This window comes from Phycisphaeraceae bacterium, from assembly GCA_019454185.1.
Taxonomy (GTDB): Bacteria; Planctomycetota; Phycisphaerae; order Phycisphaerales; family UBA1924; genus JAHBWV01.
On record CP075368.1, the window covers coordinates 1,818,152 to 1,837,598 of the forward strand.

Genomic DNA, 19,447 nt, shown 5'->3' on the forward strand with positions numbered 1-19,447 from the left:
CCTTCACGCAAAGCAGCGCCCACGCCGGCAGGGAGATCGAAGCATGGATGCACCGATTCGCCCATCACATGACAACCCCCTCCGCCCGCATCAGCCGCATGGCGTCGATGCGCATGGTCACGGCCGTGGCGATCCATTCGATACGCTCGCCGAACTCTTCCTCGGTCCGCCCGCGCGATCGGAAGCGACCTCTCCCGCTCCGCTGCGACTCGTCTGTAAAGACGACACCCAACGAGAAACCCCCTCACCGACTTCTCTCCCCCACTCCGCCTCTCCCGCCTCAAACCCATTGGATCGGCCCGTCCATCTCGCCGCCGATCGCATGCCGATCGAGGGCATCATCCTCGGACACCTTCCGGTCTTTGCCTCCGCCTGGGCAAGCCAGTACGCCAAGCATGTCGCGCAGACGCAGGAAGAGACCGTCGCCTTTCTCCGGTTCACCGGAGACCGTGCCTCTCTGGACGTTCACCACGCCGCACGCCGCTCAGAATCCAACGGCACGAGATCGGACACACTCTCGGATGCGATCCGGGCCGCCGTCGCGCTGAACCCGAGATGGATCGTCAGATTGCCTGATGCCTGCGAACCAGAGCTGGCTGACGGTTGCGTTGACACCCTCACACTCCTGACCGGCGCGGACGAAGCGGCCATCGTCGCCTGCTATCGCACGTTGAAGTCGCTCACGACACGCGAACCCGACTCGTCCTCCGACCACCTCGCCACCGGCCCCATCCAATGGCGTGTCGCGATCATGGGAGCCGATCCGATCAAGGCGGCTGAGGCCGGCAAGAAGATCGGGCGCGCAGCCGAGGCGTACCTGGAATCAGACCTCGAGATTTCGGCCTGTGTGGCCCGGATCGGTGCCTCGCGAACGTCGCTCCTGTTCGATGGACCCGCTTCGATGTCCTGGCGCGAGGCGATCTCGCTCATCCGATCTTCACCCACTCGTTTTGCCCCCTCAGAGCAATCGCTACCAAGCCCCACTTCGGCAACGAATGCCCGCTCTCTCGACAACGCACGAGCATCCATACCTGTGCCCGAGACGCGCCCACCAAGCCCCCGTGAAGTGGCATCAAGCGAATCTGCGCCGCGTCCTGCAACTCCGACGACGAGCCCGACCGACTCGATCCCTCTCGCGGGGCTGCGGGATGTCGGGGTCAGGTGCCCGCTCTTCCCCGCGGTTCAACTCGCGGTGGATGACGATGGACGCCTGCACATCGTCGAGCGTTCCGGCTCGCGCGATCCGATGGGCAACCTGCTTGCCGTCGCCAACTGGGCTCGCTCGCACGCGTCTCTGCTCGCTCTCGCCGCCCCCTCTATTGAGAATGCCTCAGAACCGACGCTCCACTACGTCACGAGCGACCCCGCAACAGACAGGCGGCTGCTCGACACCGACGTCAAGGTCCACGCCTTTGTCCGGCTCGGGAGCGATGCGGCGATTCTTGACCTCAACTGATCCGAATCGCCAGAACGCCAGCCCCAGCACCGTGGATCCACCCTGGTGACTGGTTCGGCCTCCCTCTTCGTGTAATCACATCACTCAAAGACAATCGGACCCGACTTGCGGGTCCGATTGCACGTGTGGGACTATGAGTGATCGAGTGCCGAAGCGTCAGGCGGACTCTTTCCGCTGCACCCGAAGCTCCTTCAGGGAACGCCTCGAAACCACATCGTCGCCATCGATCACGTAGTGAGCACCCTCATTCTCCATGTCGGGCAGCTCATACATCAGGTCGAGCATCAGCTCTTCCATGACCGCACGAAGAGCTCTCGCACCGGTGTCACGCTTGAGCGCCTTCTCCGCGATCGCTCGCAGCGCGCCGTGCGTGAACTCAAGACTTGCTCCCTCGATCGAGAACATGTGCTTGTACTGACGAGTGATCGCGTTCTTGGGCTCGGTAAGGATCGATACCAGCGCGTCCACCGTGAGCGGCATGAGCGGGGCGAGCAGCGGAAGACGGCCCACAAACTCCGGGATCATCCCGAACTCGATCAGATCGTCTGCCGTCACGCGGCTGAGGACCTGGGCTGTCTCGGCGTTGTCGCCTCGCACGTCCTTGTCGGCCCCGATGTTGAAGCCGATCTTGGTCCGACCCAGACGCCTGCGGATGATCTCTTCAAGCCCGACGAACGTGCCGCCGCAGATGAAGAGAATGTTGGTGGTATCCACCTGGATGTACTGCTGCTCGGGATGCTTGCGTCCTCCCTGGGGAGGCACGTTGCTGACGGTGCCCTCGAGCATCTTCAGCAGCGACTGCTGCACACCCTCGCCCGACACGTCTCTTGTGATCGAGACGTTGTTGGATGTCTTGCCGACCTTGTCGATCTCGTCGATGTAGATGATGCCCCGTTGTGCAGCTTCGAGATCGAAGTCCGCCGCCTGGAGGAGCTTCAGCACGAGGTTCTCAACGTCCTCGCCCACGTAGCCCGCCTCGGTCAGCGTCGTCGCATCGCCGATCGCAAACGGCACCTTCAGCATACGTGCGAGCGTCTTCGCGAGCAGCGTCTTGCCCGAACCGGTCGGCCCGATCAGGAGCACGTTCGACTTGTCGAGTTCGACCTTGCCCTGCTCGCCGCTCTCGAGGTGCTGGAGTCGCTTGTAGTGGTTGTGGACCGCGACCGACAGCGACTTCTTCGCGTGGTCCTGGCCGATCACATACTGATCGAGATACTCCTTGATCGTCCGCGGCGCGGGGATCTCACGCAACTGCGAACCGAACGACGAAACACGACGCCGCTCCTGCCGGAAAATGTTCTGGCAGAGATCGACGCAGTGGCCGCATATGTAGACCTCGCTCGGCCCCTCGACCATCGGGCCGACATCGCGGCTTGTCTTGCCGCAGAAGCTGCACGTCGTGACCTTGCGGCCGCGAAAGCCGCCGTCCGCGTTGTCGGTGCCGCCTGTTTGATCTCCGCCCTCTGTCCTGTTCTTTGGCATGCGTCCCTCGCTTGACACAGAGAGTCGCCGACAGCGGCATCCCTCGAAAGCGAGTCTATCGGCCTGCCGCCGATCTTTCTCTATAGCGAAGAGCCCGAACTCGCTACAAACATCGTCAATTCGCAGTTATCCCCGGCTCGCCCACGTCCTCGGCTCGTTATCCGGAACCTGTCTCTCGCGACGAGTCCGGAAGCGGATCTCCGGTCAGGTCGTAACCGGGGGGAGCCGAAATCGGCGGTGCGTCGCGCTCACCCTGAGCATCTTGTCGCGAGTCGGTGCTTGCACGGTACGGCTTTGCCAGCGATCTCGTTTCCGTCGAGCCGCCCGCCGAACCACGCTCGCTCGCGTCGGACGACCTTGCGTCGAGTGTTCTCTCGATGATCCGCTTTCGAGCAGAGTCATACTCCTGCCTGGAAATCTCTCCCGAATCCCGCATGCGTCGCAGTGAGTCGAAGAGTCCCTCGGATTCCATGTCCGTTCTCTCCGGCGAGAGTATGCGCTTCCGAACGGCCAGAATCACAAAGCCGCCAATGATCGCCGCAACAATCAGGACGATTGCCCAGACGATGGCCCCCGCCGCCTCCGTCTGCGCGATCGTGCCGATGGCAGGCAGACCATATGCTGGTACATGACCCAATCCGGGCATCTCCTTGAGTGAACGTGCTCGTCTAACTGGATGCGATCGCGTGGCGGATCGGATGGATGATATGAGGAACCACCCTGCTGCGCAGCAGCTCCTCGCCGTGCCGCACAAGCGTCGAAAAGTGATCCACGAGTTCTCTCAATTCACGGACTGGTCCGCGTCGGCGCATGGTCAGGTACACGCTGATCGGCTCTGGCTCGCCATCCGACTCGCTCTTCGCACCTGAACGGGTCTTTACCTCGAAGATCGCCTGCACCTGATTCCCGAGCGAGAGCCCGATCACCGGCTGGCAATCAACCGCCATCGCCCCGGGAACATCGAACGCCTGACCGAACGACGTGCCCATGTACAGGGCCTCGTGCACGATCGCGTCATGGTTGCCCGAAGCCGCAAGATCGAACCCGAACAACAGCTCCTGGCTCTCGATATCGAGCGGGCTCACCGAGAGATAGAAGGGCACGATCTCCAGCAGACGCCTGTGAAGGTCGTACGCACTCTTGAGAGACTCGCCGTTGACCTCACCCGCACGCACCGTATTGCTCCGAATCGCCAGCCAGCGATTCGGGAAGACGCCCGCCGCAGACTCGAGAGCCAGTTCCTCCTTGTACCGCTTGAAGTTCTCCATCATCGGGTGCTCGCGCCGGACGCGCTCGAAGAGATCGAGCACGGTCTCCCGGTTCTTCGGCAGATCCAGTTTCACGCTCAACTTCTGGTTGACATACATATCCGAGACCATCGCTCTGAAGCTCTCGGCCATCGGGCTCCTCCTGGGTCGGCTCAACACATGCACCGCGGCTCGCGACCAACGACGAGGCGAAGTCTATCGCAGCGTACCCGATCGCAGAAGGACCTCGGCCACGCGCTCGGTGTTCGAGAGATCATCCATGACATGCTCCGCACCGGCCTCGCGAAGTGCCGCGGCTCCGTACCTCCCCGTCGCGACCGCAAGGACATTACAGCCGTTCGTCAAGCCGCACCGGACATCATGCGGGGTATCGCCGATGATTGTGACGCTGGCGGGATTGACCGAACGCCCTGCGCGTTCCGAGAATCGCCTGATACCCACCGGCGGCAAGTGATCCCGGCACGGAGGCCAAATCGGGGACTCGTCGCCCCACACACGTACCTCAAACAGCGCAGGATCGATCCCGCACGCGCGGAGCTTCATCACGCCGGACTCCTCGTAGTTACCCGTCAGCAGCCCGAGCCGCACGCCGGGCTCACGACTCAGCAGTGTCAGCAACCCCTTGACACCCGGGAGCATCCGCGCTGTGCCGGGTAATTCCAGGCGTCGGCGCAGCATCGCGAAGTAGGCAGCTCGGAAATCGTCGACCGAGGATGGCGACGCTCCAGCGCCCGCCCCGCTCAGGAGGTCGTGCACGATCAGCGGATCGAGCCGCCCAGCGTACTCAACGCCGTCGGTAGTAAAGCTCTGACCGTAGAGCTCCCTGCCGGCGTCAAGCATGGCAAGCATCCCCGAACGATGGGTGTCGATCAGGGTCGAATCAATGTCGAAGAGCAGGTACCTCACACACACCTCAAGGTCTTACCAATATCTGCAACAAGTCCCGCGACGACAGCTACCTCAGGATCGAGAACCCCACCTCATCATCAACAAGCTCAACCCCGCATCGATTCTCTCCGGTGATCATGCCCTTGAAACGAGTCCTCACACGACTCAGCACGCCCTCGATCTGCTCCCACTCGCCCTGAACCTCCATGCAGACGGTTCCATCATGCTGATTCCGGACCCAGCCCGTCACACCAGATCCTGCGGCGCCATCGAGCACCGTTGCTCGAAAGCCCACGCCCTGCACGCGGCCCGAGAACGTCACGCGGATTCGCTGCATCACCCAGCCCCTCGGCACACAGCCGATTCAACAGGCCACAATGTGCCAGTTCGCGATGATCGGGCGTGTGCGTGAAGTTTGTGCTCTAAGTCTGCCAATCGCTGAGAATATCCATTGCACCAACGCGGTTCTGTGGTAATCTGTAGCCATACAGGTCGGCACGCTTGAGCATCCAATCGACGGCACCGCTCGAGGAGACCCCGAGAGCCACTCGCGCCGCGATCCAGCGATACAGCTCCCAAGCGTCTCCGACCTGATTTTTCTTCTCGCGGCAGCGTCATCCCACATTGTTCTCTTTCGCAGCCACGCTTCACGCGGGTTCGGGCGCGTACCGTAAGGAACGCGTGAAGACCGACCCGAGCCACACCGACGATCGCGACCGCGTCAGAGACGCGTCGGACATCGTTCGTCTCATCGGCGAGCACCTCCAACTCAAGCCGAAGGGGCGAGAGTACGTCGGCCTCTGCCCCTTCCACGACGACCACAAGCCGTCGATGAATGTCGTGCCCCAGAAACAGATCTTCCACTGCTTCTCATGCGGCGCGGGAGGAGATGTCTTCACCTTCGTCCAGAAGTTCCACAAGATGGACTTCCGAGAATCGCTGGAGTATCTCGCGGAGCGAGCTGGCATCGCGCTCACCCGCAGATCCATGCTGCAGACACAGCAGGAAGCCGACTCCCCCGCTCCTTCGCCGCGTGCGGCGATGCTCCGCGCGTGCCGCTCCGCGAACGACTTCTTCATCACCGTTCTCAAGCGTCCCGACCTCGGGGCGATGGCCCGTGGCGTGATCGCGAACCGGGGCCTTTCGGCCGAAACCGTGGAGACTTTCGGCATCGGTGCCAGCCCGGATCGCTGGGACGGCTTGCTTCTCACGCTGCAATCTCGAGACCTCAACGTCGAGCCATACATCGCAGCGGGCCTGCTCAAACGTCGCGAGAACGGATCCGGGCTGTACGACGCCTTCAGGAACCGACTCATGTTTCCGATCCACGACCAGATCGGTCGTGTGGTCGCCTTCGGCGCACGCCGGATCGACGATGCCGACGAGCCCAAGTACCTGAACAGCCCCGAGTCATCTCTCTTCGACAAATCGTCGACCCTCTACGCGCTTCACCTTGCTTCGAGGGCCATCCAAAGAGAGCGGGTGGCGATCGTGACCGAAGGGTACATGGATGCCATCGCCTGCCACCAGGGCGGTTTCCAGAACACTGTGGCCACGCTGGGCACAGCGCTGACGCGCAAGCACGCCGCCGTTCTGAAGCGCCTCTGCGACACCGTCGTGCTCCTGTTCGACAGCGACGATGCCGGGCAGCGTGCCGCAGACCGAGCCATCGAGATCCTCCTCGGCGAGTTCCTTGATGTTCGCGTCGCGACTCTCGCCCCGCACACGACCGCGAAAGATCCTGATGAACTGCTGAAGCAGCCCGGAGGCGCAGACACATTCAAGCGAGTCCTCAACAGCGCGACCGATCTGATCGAGTTCCGTTTCGCCCGTCTCCGCGCCCGACTCTCCGGCGCGGGGCTCGCGCAGCTCGACCGGGCTGTCCGAGATGAACTCGGGCGTCTTGCCGAGCTCGGGATGGACCGCCTCGACCCGATTCGACGCCAGTTGATCATCCGTCGGCTGGCAGAGGTGACCGGTCTTGATGCACGATCGATCGGAGCCGCGATCCCGTCTGGACGCGCCGCTCGCTCGGATGCCGGCTCACAAGAATCAGCCGCCGAACAGCTCGCAGCGAGAGAGATCGCGAGGGTGGCGATCGGTCCCACAGAGTCACTCGTCGGATGCCTGCTCGCTGAGCCCTCGCTCTGGGATATGCTGAGCGATGAGGATCGCGACCTCATGAAGTGCTCTGCCTACCGTTGGCCCGTGATCGAGAAGCTCACTCACATGCTGCTGCAAGCCGCCGTCGACGGGACTCAGCCCGGGCTGACGTTCGTCCTCGGAAGCAAGGATGCAGAAGGCCTCCACGCCGCAGCGGTCTCTTTGTCCCAGCGCATCGAGCAGGACACAGGCAGCGACCCCGCGAGACTCAGGGCTCACTTTGAGGGCTGCCTGCTGACCTCTCGAAAGTCGCGAGCTCGTGTCAAGTTGGACTCTGTGGATGACCTCGCTGCGCGCCTGGAAGCAAATCGGCGCGCAAGGGCAGAGCTCGGCGATGACATGCGTATCCTCCCGAGAAGCATGAACTGATCACGTTCCCCGCCGCCGGTCAGTTGCGATGGCGCACCGGCAGTGCCTGATGTGTTGAGAGGAAACGGCCGATGCGAGCCACGCAAGGAACGAGCGGCACTAAGAAACCAGCCAAGAGCCATCGCTCGACGAAGCAGGTCGATGCGGCCCTGCTCGTCACGGGCATGCACCCCGCTGTCGCGGAGTTGCTGTCCCTCTCCGCCACACGCGGGTGGATGGCATACGAGGAACTCAACAACACGATCCCGGACGAGGTTGTCGCGCCGGAGCCGATCGACGAGCTCCTCTGCGTCTGCGACCGACTCGGGCTCGAACTGATCGATGAACTCGAGTTTCGCGCCCGCCTCCACCGAGAGTCCCTCGCGCGTGGCGAAGAACCGAACCACAACGCCCTCTCCCGCGCGCCGATGGCGGGCGTCACAGGGAGCATCCGCCAGTTCCGCGCCATGAGCGTCGCGGGCGGCGAACGCTCGGATGAGGCCGCCGCGCTCTCGAAGCAACCGACCGCGGACGGACGCCCACTCACACAAGCGGAGCTCGACGTCGCCGAAGCCGAGGCGATGGACGAGGCGGCTCTGGCCCGCGAACTCGAAGAGGCTGCGTCAGAAGAAGCGGGCGCGAAGCGGATCGACGACCCGGTTCGGATGTACCTCACGCAGATGGGGTCGATCCCGCTGCTGACACGCGACGAGGAGATCCGCCTCGCGAAGAAGATCGAGACCACGCGGATGATCTTCAGGCGTCGCTGCCTCGAATCTGATTACGTCGTCAAGCAGGCGGTCGATACACTCCGTCTGGTGGACGCGGGTGACCTTCCCTTCGATCGAACTATGAGGATCTCGACGGCGGAAGCGAACGCAAAGGACAAGATTGCCCGTCGGATCCCCGCGAACCTGAGAACCATCGAGAAACTGCTCGACATGAACGCCGCCGACTGGGATCTGCTCGAAGCGGCCCGAAAGTCCCGACGAACAAAGGACACGGAAGCGATCAGGCAACGCATGAGCGACCGTCGCCGACGCATGGCGGCACTCACGGAGGAACTCTCGCTCCGCACCGGTCGCATCATCCCCCTTATGAGGAAGCTCCGCTCGATCGCGATGAAGATGGACTCGCTGAAGAAAGAGGCCGACCGCCTCCAGAGCGAAGGAAAGTCGCACGCCGAGGATCTCGATGTCCTCTCGGACGAGCTCGACGGGCTCAGGGCGCTCGTCCTCGAAGAGCCGGACGAACTGGCCTCTCGCGTCAAGAACATCGGCTCTGTCTTCTGGGAGTACGAACAGGCAAAGCGAGACCTCTCCGGAGGCAACCTCCGACTCGTCGTCTCGATCGCGAAGAAGTATCGCAACCGCGGGCTCTCCTTTCTCGACGTGATCCAGGAAGGCAACACCGGCCTGATGAGAGCTGTTGATAAGTACGAGTACAAGCGGGGCTACAAGTTCAGCACCTACGCCACGTGGTGGATCCGCCAGGCGATCACCCGAGCCATCGCGGACCACGCCCGCACGATCCGGATCCCCGTCCACATGATCGAGACCATGTCTCGTCTCCGCAACATCCAGAAGCAGTTCCTCCAGGAGACCGGGCAGGAGCCGACGATTGAGGAGCTCGCCGACCGCGCGAAGATGTCCGTCTCCGAGGTCCGGCGCGTGATGAAGGTGAGCCGCCACCCGGTCTCGCTCGATCGCCCCGTCGGCGAGAGCGAGGACTCCTACTTCGGCGACTTCATTGAAGACGACCGGGCCGCCCCGCCCGCCGACACCGCCGCTCAGGAGATGCTCAAGAACCGCATCGAGCAGGTGCTCAAGACGCTGACCTACCGCGAGCGAGAGATCATCAAGCTCCGATACGGGATCGGCGATGGGTACACGTACACACTCGAAGAGGTCGGCCGGATCTTCAAGGTCACAAGAGAGCGTGTGCGCCAGGTCGAGGCCAAGGCCATCCGCAAGCTGCAGCACCCGGTCCGCGCCCGCAAGCTCCACGGGTTCGTCGATGGCTCTGTCTACCGCGAGATTCGCCCCGATGCCGCCGGTGGCAACCCCTCGGCTGTTCAGGGAACAGGCCCAGGAACAGGCCAGAACGGGGGACATCGCGCCGGCGCCCCCGGCACTGGCCCCAACGGTTCGCCCGGGCATGTCCCCTTCGCCCAAGAGGGCTTCAGGGACGACTTCATCGACGATACCGACGACTGATCAGCCCGATTGACGGCAACCCGAACATCGCTACCCTATCGGTGCGAGTAGTTCGCGCGTGATGGGGAGTAGCCTCCCGCAGTCAAGCGGGCAGGAGCCGGTCGTCAACACGGGGAAGGACTCCAACCCCCGGCCGCTCCTTGCGTGAAGAACGCACAGGCAAGACCACACGGCGGTTTCCGTCGTCGGTCTCTTGCGCGCACGCAGAAAGCACTCCCCAATGAATGATCTTGTCTCCGGCCTCGCAGCCGTCACGCTCCCCGCGGCTTCCCACCCCGGGGTCGTCTGGCTCTATATCGCGTTCGTCGCGATGGTGCTCGTCTTTCTCGCCCTTGACCTGGGCGTCTTCCACAGGCACGCCCATGAGGTCAAGGTCAAAGAGGCGATCACATGGACGATCGTCTGGGTCGTCTGCGCCATGCTCTTCAACGTGGGCGTCTACTTCATCTACGAGAACCACGTGCTCGGAATCGGACGCGATGTCCAGCAACTCGGCGCGGCAGCGCGAGACGTGGGCGGAGCCGAGGCCGCGAAGCTCTTCTTCACGGGGTACATCGTCGAGAAATCGCTCTCGATGGACAATGTGTTCGTCATCGCGATGATCTTCACCTACTTCGGCGTCCCCGCCAAGTACCAGCACCGCGTGCTCTTCTGGGGCATCATCGGCGCGCTCCTGATGCGCGGCCTCATGATCGGCGTCGGTGCCGCCCTCATCGCGAAGTTCACCTGGATCGTTTACGTCTTCGGCGGGTTCCTCATCCTGAGCGCCCTCAAGATGGCGGTGATCAAGAGCGAGAACGTCGATCCGAACAACAACCCCGCCGTCAAACTCGTCCGCCGAATGATCCCGGTCACGCCCCACTACGACGGACAGAAGTTCTTCACCAACTGGAACGGGCATCGCGCCGCGACGCCGCTGTTCCTGACGCTCGTCCTCGTCGAGTTCACGGACCTCATCTTCGCCGTGGACTCGATCCCCGCGATCTTCGCGATCACGGCGGACCCCTTCATCGTCTTCACCTCCAACGTCTTCGCAATCCTCGGGCTCCGCGCGCTCTACTTCTGTCTCGCCAACATGATCTCGGCATTCCGCTACCTGAAGCCCGCGCTCATCCTCGTGCTCGCGTTCGTCGGCGTCAAGATGCTGCTCGTCCACACCGAGTTCAAGATCCCGAACTCCGTCTCGCTCGCCGTCATCATCTCACTCCTCGGCATCGCGGTCTTCGCCTCGTGGCTCATCCCCGCGAAGCCCGGAGAAGAGCACGAACTCCCCGGCCCCGAAGGCATCCTCGACCCCGCCGCGGCGTTCCGCCGGAAGCCCAAGGACACACCCGCGCCGGCAAGCACCAACGCCCCGGATTCATCCACATCATGACCTCCCATCTACCGCCACGCACCCCGACGAGCTCGCACGCATGAACTTCGCTGTCAATTCCGATGTCCTTCTCACGTGCCTGCTCATCGTGCTCGCCCGGGTCACCGACGTCTCACTCGGCACGATCCGCACGATCACCGTCATCAACGGCCTGCGCGGCGTCTCGTGGATCCTCGGATTCTTCGAGGTCCTCGTATGGATCGTCGTCGTCTCGCGCGTCATCGGCGAAGTCCCGAAGAACCCGCTCTACCCCGTCGCGTACGCGCTCGGCTTCGCCACCGGAAACTTCATCGGCATCACAATCGAGAGCAAAATCGCCTTCGGCCACCAGGTCGTCCGCGTCTTCACGCGGAAAGGACCCGAGGTTGTCGGCAAGCTCCGCGAAGACGGCTACGCCGTGACCGAGTTCTCCGGCAGAGGCCGCGACGGGCCCGTCGACATGCTCTTCATCGAGACAGAACGCCGAACCGCGCGAGAACTCCTCGCCGATGCCCGGAAGCTCGATCCCGATTGCTTCGTGGTCGTCGACGACATTCGTATCGCATCCGCGAAGCTCGTCGAAGCCCAGCAGCAGTCCGGCGGCTGGCGGTCACAACTCAAACGCAAGTAGCCGCGCCCGATCAGCACGCGATCACGCGGCCCTTGACGCCCGGCGCGGCGCATCCGCTCGCACGAATCGGTCCGTCTCCGTCGGCGAGGCCTCGACCATCGAAGACGCCCTCGGCCTCGCACCCTTGTGCTCTACCGACACGTCCGTGATCGGCCGACCGAGTCTTAACTCCGCCACAAGCTCAAGCTCCGCCTGCAGCCAATCCAGCGTGGGGTTCCCCGGCTTGCAATCACGTGCGATCCAGATGCGATGCGCGCGATCCCGAATCTGCGCCTCGGTCGGACGCATGAGCTCACGCCCGGACGACTCAACCACCGTGTAGGACATCGCAGGCAACGCCGGCTGGACTGTCTCGCGATCCATCGTGGCTCTCCGTCTACCGCGCGATTGATCACGCCGGGCCATCACGCCACACGATGTTCGGCAGGCCCGAGAACCCACTTTCGCCCGATCCGGAATTTCAGAATCGAACGCCCGATTCGCCGGCACCGCCCGCCACCCATGAGTCCCGCAGGCCTCAGATCCAACCCCTGGCAGCCGCCGGTTGTTCGCGCCCCGATCAATGGACTCCGAGCGATTCTGTACAGCTCAGCACTCGCTCACACCCACCGGGATAGCTACCGCCAACCCGCCCTCTGCCGTCTCCTTGTACTTCGAGTTCATGTCGAGCGCAGTCGCCCACATGGTCCTGATCACATCGTCCAGAGAGACCCGAGCCGCCTTCGCGTCGCCATCCACCGCGATATTCGCGGCCGTGATCGCCTTCACAGCCCCCATCGAGTTCCGCTCGATGCACGGCACCTGAACCAGCCCGCCGATCGGGTCGCATGTCATCCCCAGGTGATGCTCCATCGCGATCTCCGCCGCCATCAGCGACTGCTCCGGCGACGCCCCCAGCACATGCGCGAGCCCCGCGGCCGCCATCGCGCTCGAAACCCCGATCTCCGCCTGACACCCCCCCATCGCCGCAGAGATCGTGGCCCCCTGCTTAAAGAGCGACCCGACCTGACCAGCGACGAGCATGAAGTCGATCAGCCCCCTCTGCGTGCTCTGACAGAATCGGTCGTAGTACATCATCACCGCGGGGATCACCCCCGCCGCACCATTCGTCGGTGCGGTCACCACCCGCCCGAAGCTCGCATTCTCCTCGTTAACCGCAAGCGCAAAGCAACTCACCCACTTCAGAACCTGCCGAAAGCTCGCTCCGGAACCTCTGACCGCGTCGAACCACGAGTCGATGCTCTCGTACGTCGCGCCGCCAAGCAGCCGGTCGGCCATCGGCGCGGCACGGCGGCTCACGTTCAACCCGCCAGGCAGCACGCCCGCCGAGTGGCATCCTCGGTGCATGCACTCTCGCATCACGCTCCAGATCTGCAGCAGCCCCTGATCGATCTCATCGTCCGATCGCCACACACGCTCGTTCGCACGCACGATCGTCGCCAGATCGGGCCCGACGCAGTGCCCGAGCCACTGCTCGCCGCTCCCGACCGGATAAGGATGCACAACAACCGGTCCAGACGACGAGCCGCCTCCGGCCCCTTCCTCGGTAACAAACCCGCCTCCGATCGAGTAGTAAGACCGCTGCACCTCGCGCCCGTCGCTGAGCCGGGCAGTCAGGGTCATCGCGTTCGGGTGCTCAGGCAGCGAACGGTCATGGAAGACGATCTCACGGGCGGGATCGAATGCCAGCAGGCGGCATCCTCCCAGCATCAGCATCCTGCGTTCCCTGATCGATCGTACCGTGTGCTCGATCAGCGTCGTATCGCACGTAACTGGGTCCTCGCCGCGAAGCGCGAGGATGACCGCAATATCAGTCCCATGCCCCTTCCCGGTCTTTGACAGCGAGCCGAAGAGATCGACGCGCACCGACTGAACAGCGTCGAGCCCGCTCGGACCCGCTTCACGCCTGCACAACTCGATGAACCGCTGGGTCGCTCGCCACGGCCCCATGGTGTGGGAACTCGACGGCCCCACGCCGACCTTGAAGATGTCAAACACACTGATCGGGTCCACGGGGCATCAGCGTATGCAGCATCACGCCTGAGACCTTCCACGCCGATCCAACTCCCCCCACACGCCCCCCCCACACGCCCCCCCCACACGCCCCCACTGAGTGCAACAATCACGGAAGCATGCCGAGAAGCGATACCGAATCCGACTCGTTCGACAACCCACCCAAATCGGGACGGACACTCATACACATCCGAGGTATGTCCTGCGCCGGCTGTGCTTCCGGCATCGAACGCTCGCTGCTCCGGCTCCCAAACATCAGCCTCGCGAGCGTGAGTTTCGCCTCCGCTACCGCCACGGTTCAGTTCAACCTGCCATCGGGTCCGACGTCGCAGGACATCGACGGCGTGCTTGGCGCGATCCGCGCTCTCGGGTTCGACGCCGCGGTCGCACAGAAACTCGACATCGAGCAGCCCGTTCCCGATCCCAAACCAGGCTCGAGGACGCTGGAACTCGCGGAGATACGCCTCATTATCGCCCTCGTCTGCACCCTCCCGGTCTTCGTGATCGCCATGTCGCACGGCACGATCCCGTGGTTGCACGGCGCGCTGTCTAACTGGGTCCAACTCGTTCTCACAACACCGGTCCTGTTCTTCGCCGGCTGGCCGCTGATCTGCGGTGCGTGGCGAAGCACCCGAGCAAGGACCGCGAACATGGACACGCTCGTGACGCTCGGCACGGGAGCCGCGTACTTCTTCTCCGCTTACTCGACGGTCGCGTCATCTCTCCTCACACACAATCCGCCGCATGACTCCCCATCGCACGCACCGGTCTACTTCGAGACAACCGCAGTCGTCATCCTGCTCATCCTCGTCGGCAAGCGGCTCGAATCACGCGCGACGCGCAGGGCAGCCGACGCGATCGATCGCCTCGTCACGCTCCGCCCCCCCCGCGCGACCATCGAGAGCGATCACGGACTTCGCGAGGTCGATGCCCGCTCGCTGAAAGTCGGAGATCTCCTTGTCGTGCGCCCGGGCGAGCGCGTCGCGGCCGATGCGAACATCGTCAGCGGATCATCCGCGCTCGACGAATCGCTCCTGACCGGCGAGAGTTTGCCCATCGATAAAGCCGTCGGCGACACGATTCACTCCGGCACGCTCAACACAACCGGGTCTCTCCGTGCACGGGTTTCCTCGCCGCCTGGCGACGCCATGCTCGACCGGATCATCCGTCTCGTTCAGGAGGCCCAGTCGGGCAAAGCCCCGATTTCACGCCTCGCGGACCGCGTGAGCGCGTGGCTGGTTCCACTCGTGCTGCTCACCTCGCTCCTGACGTTCTGCTGCTGGTACCTCGTCTTTCCGACAGAGAATTCCCTCCACTTCGCGCTCAGCGCCAGCGTTTCTGTGCTCGTGATCTCCTGCCCGTGCGCCCTCGGTCTGGCGACCCCGACAGCGATCATGGCCGCTACGGGCCGAGCCGCTGGCCGGGGCATCCTGTTCTCAGATGCCGCCATGCTCGAACAGGCCCACAAGATCACGCTCGTCGCGTTCGACAAGACCGGCACGCTCACGCGCGGAAATCCCACCGTCTCCTCAATCTACGCAGTGCCCGGCGTGGACGAGACCGAACTCCTGCGAACCGCCGCGTCCCTCGAGCAGTCCAGCGAACACCCGATCGCCCGCGCCATCGTCGCCGAAGCGACCCGCCGAGGCCTCTCTCTCGCGACAGGCATCGACACGACCATCACCGCCGGATCGGGACTCAAAGCAAACCTCAACGGGCGCACGGTGCTCGTCGGAACGATGGACTTTCTTGCCTCTCACGGTGCCGACACCTCACCCCTCGCGTCAGCTATTGAGTGTGCCGCAGCCCGCGCCGAGAGCATCGTTGCGGTCGCGATCGCGGACCAGCCATCAGGTGTCATCGGAATCTCAGACGCCATCAGACCTGAGGCCGCGGAGGCCGTCGATCGCCTCAATGCGATGGGGATCCGAGTCGCGCTCCTGAGCGGCGACCACGAGCACGCCGTCCGCGTAGCCGCGGCATCCGTCGGCATCACCGAGTCTCATGCTCGCCTGCGGCCCGAAGACAAAGCCGCGTTCATCAAGTCCTACAGATCGAGCGGTGAGCTCGTCGCCATGGTCGGCGATGGCGTCAACGACGCTCCCGCGCTCGCGCTGGCCGATGTCGGTTTCGCGTTCGGCTCTGGCGTTGACGCCGCAGCCGAGGTCGCCGACGTCACCATCATGCGCAACGACCCACGCTCCGTCGCCGAGACAATCGCGCTCTCAGCCCGAACACTGGCCATCATCCGCCAGAATCTCTGCTGGGCGTTTGGCTACAACCTCGTTTCGATTCCGCTGGCGGCCGGCCTCTTCTACCCCGTCACCGGCTGGCTTCTCTCGCCGATGATCGCAGGGCTTGCGATGTCCCTCAGCAGTATCAGCGTCGTTCTGAACAGTCTCAGGCTTCGATGAACCTGCACACCGCCAAACCGATCACCGCGTACCGGCTCGCCGCCTCTGGAGCGTGTGCCGACCGGCACGAAGGTCCTCTGCGATCAATTCCACCAGTCTGCGTGCGCCATTTGCACGACTCCTGTCCTTCCGCCACGCGACGGCGATCTCTCTCGCCGGCGCCTCACCTGTGAGCCGCGCGTACCGCCACTTCTCAGTTCCTTCATGCACTGCCGCCATCTCCGGTACAATCGAGACGCCGAGCCCGAGCCCGACAAGCTCGAAGACCGTGGCCAGCTGGGCCGTTCTGCACACGACCCTCGCCGCCATGCCGCGTGAAGTGCAGAAACCCTCGATCTGCCGGCCCAGACAGTGCATCTCCCGCAACGTCACAGTGGGCTCGCCACGCAGATCCATCCACGATGCAACACCCCTGTTCGCCCTCGCATGACCAACAGGCATCGCCAGCAGCAACGCCTCTGTCCCGATCACCTCAACGTCTATCTGATCATGAACGATCGGCGTGCTCACGACCGCGCAATCGATCACCATATCGACCAGCGCATCAATGAGCTGCTCGGTCATTGCCTCCTGGATCATGATCTCTGCATCAGGCCACTGATGACGAAGCCGCTCCACCGCCCGAGGCAAGAGGTACGGTGCCATCGTTGGTATCGCGCCGATCGAGATCGTCGCCGCCCCCGCTTCAGACTCTCGCTTGATGTTCGCCTCGGCCTCTCGCACGTCCGCGAGAATCCGCCTCGCCCGCGGCAGCAGCGCCCTCCCTGCGTCGGTCAGTGCCACACCCTTCCCGACCCGGTCGAACAGGTCCACGCCGAGCGAGTCCTCAAGTTTCCGAACCTGCTGGCTGAGCGATGGCTGCGCGATCCCGCACCGCTCCGCCGCCTTGCTGATCGTCCCCACTTCCGCTGCCGCGACGAAGTAAGTGAGCTGCCGAATGTCCATAGCTATAGTCTATACATGCATTGGATATAGCATATTGGAAAACTATGACAAATCCCCCTAATCTGCCAGCGCACTGCATACGCAGCAGATCACACCCCGAGAGGAGTCAGCACATGTCAAACCAGAACGGGTCCAACGCCCCTCAATGTCCACTCACGACCGCCAACGGAGCCCCGATTGGCGTGCAGCAGGCGCTGACCGCCGGCCCCCGGGGTCCCGTCCTCATGCAGGATGTTCAACTCCTCGAGCAGATGCAGCACTTCAACCGCGAACGCATCCCGGAGCGCGTCGTACACGCCAAGGGATCCGGCGCGTACGGCACCTTCACCGTCACACACGACGTCACACGCTATACGAAAGCCGGGTTCCTCTCGTCTGTCGGCAAGACAACCGAGACCTTCCTCCGCTTCTCAACCGTCGCGGGCGAACGCGGCGCGGCCGATGCCGAACGCGACGTGCGCGGCTTCGCCGTCAAGTTCTACACCGAAGAAGGAAACTGGGACCTGGTCGGCAACAACACACCGGTCTTCTTTGTCCGCGATCCCTACAAATTCCAGAACTTCATCCACACCCAGAAGCGCCACCCCGCCACAAACCTCCGCGACCTCGACATGCAGTGGGATTTCTGGTCGCTCTGTCCCGAGTCACTCCACCAGGTCACGATCCTGATGAGCGACAGAGGCATCCCGGCGACCTATCGCCACCTCAACGGATACGGAAGCCACACCTACTCCATGGTCAACAGAGAGGGTGATCGCGTCTGGGTCAAATTCCACTTCAAAACCATGCAGGGGATCAAGAACCTCTCCGATGATGAGGCCTCGCGCCTGATCGGAGACGACCGCGAAAGCCATCAGCGCGACCTCTACAACTCGATCGCCCGAGGCGAGTTCCCGAAGTGGCGCGTCTGCATCCAGGTCATGACGCAGTCTCAGGCAGACTCGTTCCGCTGGAATCCGTTCGATCTCACCAAGGTCTGGCCCCACGCCGAATTCCCGCTCATCGAGGTCGGCGTGCTCGAACTCAACCGAAACCCCGAGAACTACTTCGCCGAGGTCGAGCAGGCCGCGTTCAAACCCTCCGCTCTCGTCCCCGGCATCGGCGCATCGCCCGACAAGATGCTCCAGGCCCGTCTGATGTCATACGCCGACACCCACCTGCATCGTCTCGGTGTCAACCACCATCAGATACCAGTCAACAAGCCGCGCTGCCCCGTCATGAACTACATCCGCGATGGCGCGATCACCGACGGCTCGTACGGCGCGGCTCCAAACTACTGGCCGAACAGCCACGCTGGCACACCACGCCCGAACGCCGCACACGCCGATCCCGCGTGGAACCTCGGACAGGTCGTTGTCGATCGCTTCGACTCAACCGGCGGCCATGACGACTTCACGCAGCCCGGCAATCTCTACAGGATGCTCGACGAAGCCCACCGCGACCGACTCACCACCCGCATCGCCGGCGGTCTCTCGCAGGCACGGAAGGAGATCCAGCTGCGCCAGCTCTGCCACTTCTTCCGCGCCGATGCCGACTACGGAACCCGCGTCGCCAAGAAACTCGGCGTTGATACCGCCGCGTTCACGCCATCTAGTCTCCAGGAACTCAAGCACGAGGCCGCAGTCGGTGCCGGACAGCCGTAAGCCAAATCCTTACAACATCCTATCACAACGCCTGAGATTCAGTCTCAATAGCGCGTGACTTTTCGGACCGTCGCATCAATGATCTCGCCGCCGGAGGGCCGACAGGTCCTTCGGCGACTTTGACGACGCTGCCCACCAACCTCTCCGGTGCCGACACGTGCGAGATTCGCACTGCGCACGTTCAGCAGCCGAAGTCGCTCTCGCCTGTTCGCATCTTGCTCGCGGGAACAGGCATCGGCTGTGTCGGGCTTGCCGGCGTTGGCGCGATCGTGCCGGGACTCCCCACCACCGTCTTCCTCATCATTGCTGTCTGGTGCTTCACCCGATCCTGCCCGTGGCTCACGGATCGACTGGTACGCAACCGCTTCTTCGGACCATTCCTTCGATATCTCGAGCCAGGCGCAATCATGCCGCGTCGGGCCAAAGTCGTCGCGATCTCCGCGATGTGGCTCGCGATCATCTTCTCGTGCGCACTCTTGCTCTCCCGGTCCGTCTCGCCTCTCATCCCCGCCATCATCATGCTCTCCGGCATCATCGGAACACTCTGCATCGTGCGGCAAGGACACACCGCCAGACAATCCCCCGCGTTCACACCCGAACACGCAGGGCAATGAGCCGGTGACCGT

Annotated in this window: 16 protein-coding genes; 8 read left to right on the forward strand and 8 right to left on the reverse strand. The window is 63.3% G+C overall.

Features of this window, described 5'->3' with window-relative positions; all coding sequences use genetic code 11:
• Positions 1-43 precede the first annotated feature (43 nt).
• Positions 44-1,456, forward strand: coding sequence for a hypothetical protein (locus KF838_07695; GenBank protein ID QYK49729.1), 1,413 nt, complete (start codon positions 44-46; stop codon positions 1,454-1,456).
• Positions 1,457-1,612: 156 nt separating this feature from the next.
• On the opposite strand, the gene clpX is transcribed toward KF838_07695, so the two are convergent.
• The 5 genes from clpX to KF838_07720 form a co-directional block, all read right to left on the reverse strand.
• Entirely contained in the window at positions 1,613-2,938 is a 1,326-nt protein-coding gene (clpX, locus tag KF838_07700) for an ATP-dependent Clp protease ATP-binding subunit ClpX (GenBank protein ID QYK49730.1), read from the reverse strand.
• Positions 2,939-3,095: 157 nt separating this feature from the next.
• Entirely contained in the window at positions 3,096-3,575 is a 480-nt protein-coding gene (locus KF838_07705) for an SHOCT domain-containing protein (GenBank protein QYK49731.1), read from the reverse strand.
• A gap of 31 nt (positions 3,576-3,606) precedes the next feature.
• Complete coding sequence (locus KF838_07710) at positions 3,607-4,338, reverse strand: hypothetical protein (protein ID QYK49732.1); 732 nt, start codon at positions 4,336-4,338, stop codon at positions 3,607-3,609.
• A 63-nt stretch (positions 4,339-4,401) separates the two neighbouring features.
• Positions 4,402-5,112, reverse strand: coding sequence for a haloacid dehalogenase-like hydrolase (locus KF838_07715; GenBank protein QYK49733.1), 711 nt, complete (start codon positions 5,110-5,112; stop codon positions 4,402-4,404).
• A gap of 49 nt (positions 5,113-5,161) precedes the next feature.
• Positions 5,162-5,431 carry an acylphosphatase gene (locus KF838_07720; GenBank protein QYK49734.1) on the reverse strand — a complete coding sequence of 90 codons (270 nt, stop codon included), beginning with the start codon at positions 5,429-5,431 and terminating at the stop codon, positions 5,162-5,164.
• Positions 5,432-5,775: 344 nt separating this feature from the next.
• Here KF838_07720 and dnaG point away from each other — a divergent pair, with 344 nt between their 5' ends.
• The 4 genes from dnaG to KF838_07740 all read left to right on the forward strand — a co-directional run bounded on the left by dnaG (position 5,776) and on the right by KF838_07740 (position 11,806).
• Positions 5,776-7,626, forward strand: coding sequence for a DNA primase (gene dnaG, locus KF838_07725; GenBank protein ID QYK49735.1), 1,851 nt, complete (start codon positions 5,776-5,778; stop codon positions 7,624-7,626).
• Positions 7,627-7,841: 215 nt separating this feature from the next.
• Complete coding sequence (gene rpoD, locus KF838_07730) at positions 7,842-9,821, forward strand: RNA polymerase sigma factor RpoD (protein ID QYK49821.1); 1,980 nt, start codon at positions 7,842-7,844, stop codon at positions 9,819-9,821.
• A gap of 220 nt (positions 9,822-10,041) precedes the next feature.
• Positions 10,042-11,196: a TerC family protein gene (locus KF838_07735; GenBank protein ID QYK49736.1), complete on the forward strand. Its 1,155-nt coding sequence runs from the start codon at positions 10,042-10,044 to the stop codon at positions 11,194-11,196.
• A 40-nt stretch (positions 11,197-11,236) separates the two neighbouring features.
• The gene (locus KF838_07740) at positions 11,237-11,806 is read left to right on the forward strand and encodes a DUF2179 domain-containing protein (protein ID QYK49737.1); all 570 of its coding nucleotides are present in this window, start codon (positions 11,237-11,239) and stop codon (positions 11,804-11,806) included.
• A gap of 21 nt (positions 11,807-11,827) precedes the next feature.
• Here KF838_07740 and KF838_07745 read toward each other — a convergent pair whose 3' ends face one another.
• On the reverse strand, positions 11,828-12,169 hold the full coding sequence (locus KF838_07745; GenBank protein ID QYK49738.1) for a DUF2934 domain-containing protein: 342 nt from the start codon (positions 12,167-12,169) through the stop codon (positions 11,828-11,830).
• A 225-nt stretch (positions 12,170-12,394) separates the two neighbouring features.
• Positions 12,395-13,810 carry an L-serine ammonia-lyase gene (locus KF838_07750; GenBank protein QYK49822.1) on the reverse strand — a complete coding sequence of 472 codons (1,416 nt, stop codon included), beginning with the start codon at positions 13,808-13,810 and terminating at the stop codon, positions 12,395-12,397.
• A gap of 206 nt (positions 13,811-14,016) precedes the next feature.
• Here KF838_07750 and KF838_07755 point away from each other — a divergent pair, with 206 nt between their 5' ends.
• Positions 14,017-16,233 carry a copper-translocating P-type ATPase gene (locus KF838_07755; GenBank protein ID QYK49823.1) on the forward strand — a complete coding sequence of 739 codons (2,217 nt, stop codon included), beginning with the start codon at positions 14,017-14,019 and terminating at the stop codon, positions 16,231-16,233.
• 21 nt (positions 16,234-16,254) lie between these two features.
• Here KF838_07755 and KF838_07760 read toward each other — a convergent pair whose 3' ends face one another.
• The gene (locus KF838_07760; GenBank protein QYK49739.1) at positions 16,255-17,178 is read right to left on the reverse strand and encodes a LysR family transcriptional regulator; all 924 of its coding nucleotides are present in this window, start codon (positions 17,176-17,178) and stop codon (positions 16,255-16,257) included.
• 113 nt (positions 17,179-17,291) lie between these two features.
• Here KF838_07760 and KF838_07765 point away from each other — a divergent pair, with 113 nt between their 5' ends.
• On the forward strand, positions 17,292-18,821 hold the full coding sequence (locus tag KF838_07765) for a catalase (protein QYK49740.1): 1,530 nt from the start codon (positions 17,292-17,294) through the stop codon (positions 18,819-18,821).
• 119 nt (positions 18,822-18,940) lie between these two features.
• Entirely contained in the window at positions 18,941-19,435 is a 495-nt protein-coding gene (locus tag KF838_07770) for a YbaN family protein (protein QYK49741.1), read from the forward strand.
• The last annotated feature ends 12 nt before the right edge of the window (positions 19,436-19,447 follow it).